7 protein-coding genes are annotated in these 3,877 nt (G+C 65.6%); 4 read left to right on the top strand and 3 right to left on the bottom strand.

Going from position 1 to position 3,877, the window contains the following annotated elements; all coding sequences use genetic code 11:
* Nucleotides 1-242 (top strand): DUF2000 family protein (locus JHD07_RS07365; RefSeq protein ID WP_291620520.1); only part of this gene is annotated, 242 nt, incomplete at its 5' end.
* Nucleotides 243-373: 131 nt separating this feature from the next.
* Nucleotides 374-1,399 (top strand): alcohol dehydrogenase AdhP, encoded by a 1,026-nt coding sequence (gene adhP, locus JHD07_RS07370; RefSeq protein WP_291620522.1) that lies wholly within the window; start codon nt 374-376, stop codon nt 1,397-1,399.
* Between the two features lie 4 nt (nt 1,400-1,403).
* Here adhP and JHD07_RS07375 read toward each other — a convergent pair whose 3' ends face one another.
* From JHD07_RS07375 to JHD07_RS07385, 3 genes are read right to left on the bottom strand one after another with little or no spacing between them, the layout of a single operon-like run.
* Nucleotides 1,404-1,817, bottom strand: a complete 414-nt coding sequence (locus JHD07_RS07375; RefSeq protein WP_291620523.1) for a GFA family protein — start codon at nt 1,815-1,817, stop codon at nt 1,404-1,406.
* 12 nt (nt 1,818-1,829) lie between these two features.
* Nucleotides 1,830-2,294 (bottom strand): SRPBCC domain-containing protein, encoded by a 465-nt coding sequence (locus JHD07_RS07380; protein WP_291620525.1) that lies wholly within the window; start codon nt 2,292-2,294, stop codon nt 1,830-1,832.
* A complete protein-coding gene (locus JHD07_RS07385) occupies nt 2,291-2,626 on the bottom strand; it encodes a metalloregulator ArsR/SmtB family transcription factor (protein WP_291620527.1) in 336 nt (111 codons plus the stop codon). The genes JHD07_RS07380 and JHD07_RS07385 overlap by 4 nt, the downstream gene beginning before the upstream one ends.
* A 108-nt stretch (nt 2,627-2,734) precedes the next feature.
* Between JHD07_RS07385 and JHD07_RS07390 the strand changes: the two genes are divergently transcribed.
* Complete coding sequence (locus tag JHD07_RS07390; RefSeq protein WP_291620529.1) at nt 2,735-3,430, top strand: TetR/AcrR family transcriptional regulator; 696 nt, start codon at nt 2,735-2,737, stop codon at nt 3,428-3,430.
* A partial coding sequence (locus JHD07_RS07395) for a biotin/lipoyl-binding protein (protein WP_291620531.1) occupies nt 3,427-3,877 on the top strand: 451 nt, incomplete at its 3' end. The genes JHD07_RS07390 and JHD07_RS07395, both read left to right, overlap by 4 nt.

Genomic DNA, 3,877 nt, shown 5'->3' on the forward strand with positions numbered 1-3,877 from the left:
AGCCGATCCTGATCTACGGCGCCGACGGTCCCGCCTTGTCGCGCGCGCTGGACCGCGCGCTCACCCGCAACGTCAAGCCGGCGGTCTACACCGAGGACATGTTCAAGACCACGCATGACGCCGCCAACCGCGAAGCGGTGAGGGCCGTTGCGCGCACCGACCTCAATCTCGTCGGCATCGCCATGCGTGCCGAGCGCAAGGTGATCGACAAGATCGTCGACGGTCTCAAGTTCCACAATTGATGGAACTCGCGATGTCATTCTGATGTCACGAAGCCGCGAGCGCTTGCGCAAACGTTGTGCTGTTTGATCGCCATCAAGAGCAAGGTCGCCGGCATCGTTAATCTGCCCCAGCAAGCCAAGGGAGCAGACCGATGCCGACCATGAAAGCCGCAATCGTCAAGCAATTCGGCAAGCCGCTCGTGATCGAGGACGTGCCTGTGCCGCAGCCCGGTCCGGGCGAGGTTCTGGTCAAGGTCAAGGCCTGCGGCGTCTGCCATACCGATCTGCACGCGGCCTCCGGGGACTGGCCGGTGAAGCCGGTGCCGCCTTTCATCCCCGGCCATGAAGCCGCCGGCACCGTCGCTGCGATCGGCCCCGGCGTGAAGAATCTGAAGGTCGGCGATGCCGTCGGCGTCGCCTGGCTGCACGATGCCTGCATGTCCTGCGAATATTGCGAGACCGGCTGGGAGACGCTGTGCGAGCATCAGCACAACACCGGTTACAGCGTGAACGGCGGCTTTGCCGAATATGTCATCGCCTCGGCCGCCTTCGCCGCCAAGCTGCCGGCGAGCGTCGATTTCGCCGCCATCGCGCCGATCCTGTGTGCCGGCGTCACCACCTACAAGGGCTTGAAGGAGACGGAGGCAAAGCCTGGCGAATGGGTGGTGATCTCGGGCGTCGGCGGGCTCGGCCACGTCGCGGTCCAGTACGCCAAAGCGATGGGGCTCAAGGTCGCCGCCATCGATATTGCCGAGGACAAGCTCGAGCTCGCGCGCGAGACGGGGGCTGACCTGGCCGTGAATGCGCTCGGGGCCGATGCGGTGGACAAGGTGCTGGCGGCAACCGGGGGCGGAGCCCACGGCGTGCTGGTGACGGCGGTCTCGACCCCCGCATTCGCCCAGGCGCTGAAGATGGTGCGCCGCAAGGGCACCGTCAGCCTGGTCGGCCTGCCTCCCGGCGAGTTCCCGACGCCGATCTTCGACGTCGTGCTCAAGCGCATCACCGTGCGCGGCTCGATCGTCGGCACGCGGCGCGATCTCGACGAAGCCATCGCCTTCGCTGCGGATGGCAAGGTGAAGGCCGAGGTGACCAAGGTGCCGCTGGCGCAAATCAACGACGTGTTCGACCGCATGAAGGCCGGCAAAATCGACGGCCGCATGGTGCTGGATTTCGGCTAGCAACTCACCCGGGCGGCATGCCTTCGAATTTCGGCAAGTCAGGCTCGAGGCGATCCCAGCCAAGCCCGCGCGCGGCGTAGGTCACCGCCTGCGGCTTGTAGCGGGCTGGCTCGTCGAGGCTTGCGGCGCGAATGGTGAAGATGTCGGGCTGTGCCGCGAAGGTCAGGTAGACCGGCGTGCCGCATTGCCCGCAGAAGCCGCGCGTCTTCACGTTGCCGCTGTCGGCGACCATGTTCCAATGCCCGGCATCGCCGGTGAGCGTGACGCCGGCGCGCGCGAACGTCGCGTAGGAGCCGTGCCCGCTGCCGCTTTCCCGCTGGCAGTCGCGGCACTGACAGTGATTGCTGAACAGGGGCTCACCGAGGATCGAATAGCGGATCGCGCCGCAGGCGCAGCCGCCGGTATAGGGCTTGTCCATCACCGGTGGCTCCTACTTGTCTTCGCCTGAGACCGCATCGAGCCGCTGCAGCACCTTGACCCAGCCCTCGCTCATGTTGCGATAGGCGGTGTCGTTCTTCGGCGTCACGAAGCCCGAATGCACCACGCGCACGCGCGTGCCGGCTTCGACCGGCGTCAGGGACCAGGTCACGACGGTGTCGAGCGCCGAGCCGTAGCCGGTATTGCTCTCGTCGCCGCCCTTCCAGGCATAGACGAAGCGCCTGCAGGCCACCACCTCCAGCACCCGGCAATGGATCGTGCCGTCCCAGGCGCCGGCCGGGTTGGTCTTGAATGTGAAAGTGTTGCCTTCGACGGCTTCGAAGCCGGCCGGCGGCATCAGCCAGCGGGCGATCAGCTGGGCGCTGGTCAGCGCCTTCCAGATCGTCTCGGCGGCATGGGGGAAGACCTCGTCGACGACGATGTCCTGAGTCTGGACCTTGGAAGCAACTGCACTCACGGATCGATCTCCTTCAAGAGGTCACGCAGGTTCTGGAAGCGCTCGCGCCAGAACACGCCGTAATGGTCCATCCAGGTGACCAGGGGCTCCAGCCCTTGCGGCGCGGCGCGGTAATAGACGTTGCGGCCCTCGGCGCGCTCGGCCACCAAGCCGGCCTGCTTGAGGGACTTCAGATGCTGCGAGATCGCGCCCTGGGTCACGCCGCTGCCCCGCGTGAGCTCGGCGACGCTGATCTCCTTGCTCTCGAAGACACGCTCGAACACGGCGCGGCGAGTCGGGTCGGCGAGGGCGCGCATCACGGTGGTGATGGGATTTGGGATGGCGTCGATCATGAGGAATCATTAGCAATCACTAATGCATTAGTCAACGCTAATTATTCGAGGTGGCGCCTGAAAGCGCTGCAATTTGACAATGACTGACTAGTCAGTCATCATATCATCATGTCCAAGAAGCCCACCAAAGCCGCCACGCCTTCCGCCGCTCGCGCCAAGGGGAGGCCCGATGCGCGCGATGGCAGCGACGGGGCGCCCGTCTCGAGCCGCGCCACGCGTGCGGCAGAGCGGCGTGCCGCGATCGTGGAGGCCGCGATGGAGGAGTTCGTCGCGCGCGGCTTCGCCGCGACGCGGCTCGACGACATCGCCAAGCGCGCCGGTGTCGCCAAGGGGACGATCTATCTGCACTTCAAGGACAAGGAATCGATGTTCGAGGAGCTGGTGCGCATCGTCATCGTGCCCGTGGTGGCGCGGCTGAATGCGCTGCCGCCGCCGACCGGATCGGTGCGCGAACTCGTCGAGACCTTTGCCGGAAACTTCCTGAAAGAGGTCATCGGCACAAGGCGCGGCGATCTTGTGCGTTTGATCGTGGCGGAGGGGCCGCGCTTTCCGGCGATCGCCGATTTCTACTATCGCGAGGTGGTCTCGCGGGGGATTGCCGGCATGCGCGCGCTGATCGAGCTCGGCATCGCCCGCGGCGAGATCCGGCAGAAGGACCTCGCACGCTATCCGCAGATCCTGGTCGCGCCCGCGATGATCGCGGTGATCTGGCAGAGCCTGTTTGCGCGGCACGCGCCGCTCGATGCCGAGGAGATGCTGCGCGTCCATCTCGATCTGATTTTCGGCGAACGGAGGACGACATGAGGTCGTCGTACACGATTTCTGTAGTGGCATTGCTCGCTGTCCTCGCAACCGGCCTCGCCGGCTGCAAGGAGAAGCGCGATCCCGGCTTCCAGGGATGGGTCGAGGCCGACATGATCTTCGTCAGCCCGGACGAAGCCGGACGGGTTACCAAGCTCAACGTTCGCGAGGGCGATCAGGTCAAGGTCGGCGATCACCTCTATTCCGTCGATGACGATCTCCAGCTTGCCGACCTCAACCAGCAGAAGGCGACGCTCGCGAATGCGCAGCAAACCTATGACCGTGCGGCCTCGCTGAGCAAGACCGGCTCGGGCACGCAGGCCAATCTCGATTCCGCCGTCTCCGCCCTGCGCGTCGCCGAGGCGCGGGTCGCGACCTCGGAAACGCGGATGGCACGCCGCCGGGGCTTCGCGCCCGTCGCCGGCACCATTCAGCAGATCTATTTCCGCG

It is taken from the genome of Bradyrhizobium sp. (assembly GCF_016462955.1).
Taxonomy (GTDB): domain Bacteria; phylum Pseudomonadota; class Alphaproteobacteria; order Rhizobiales; family Xanthobacteraceae; genus Bradyrhizobium.

Bases quoted from the DNA above. Each gene is read 5' to 3' on its own strand.
- JHD07_RS07390 (WP_291620529.1), top strand. From the start codon at position 2,735: ATGTCCAAGAAGCCCACCAAAGCCGCCACGCCTTCCGCCGCTCGCGCC.
- JHD07_RS07385 (WP_291620527.1), bottom strand. From the start codon at position 2,626: ATGATCGACGCCATCCCAAATCCCATCACCACCGTGATGCGCGCCCTC.
- JHD07_RS07375 (WP_291620523.1), bottom strand. From the start codon at position 1,817: ATGGACAAGCCCTATACCGGCGGCTGCGCCTGCGGCGCGATCCGCTAT.
- adhP (WP_291620522.1), top strand. From the start codon at position 374: ATGCCGACCATGAAAGCCGCAATCGTCAAGCAATTCGGCAAGCCGCTC.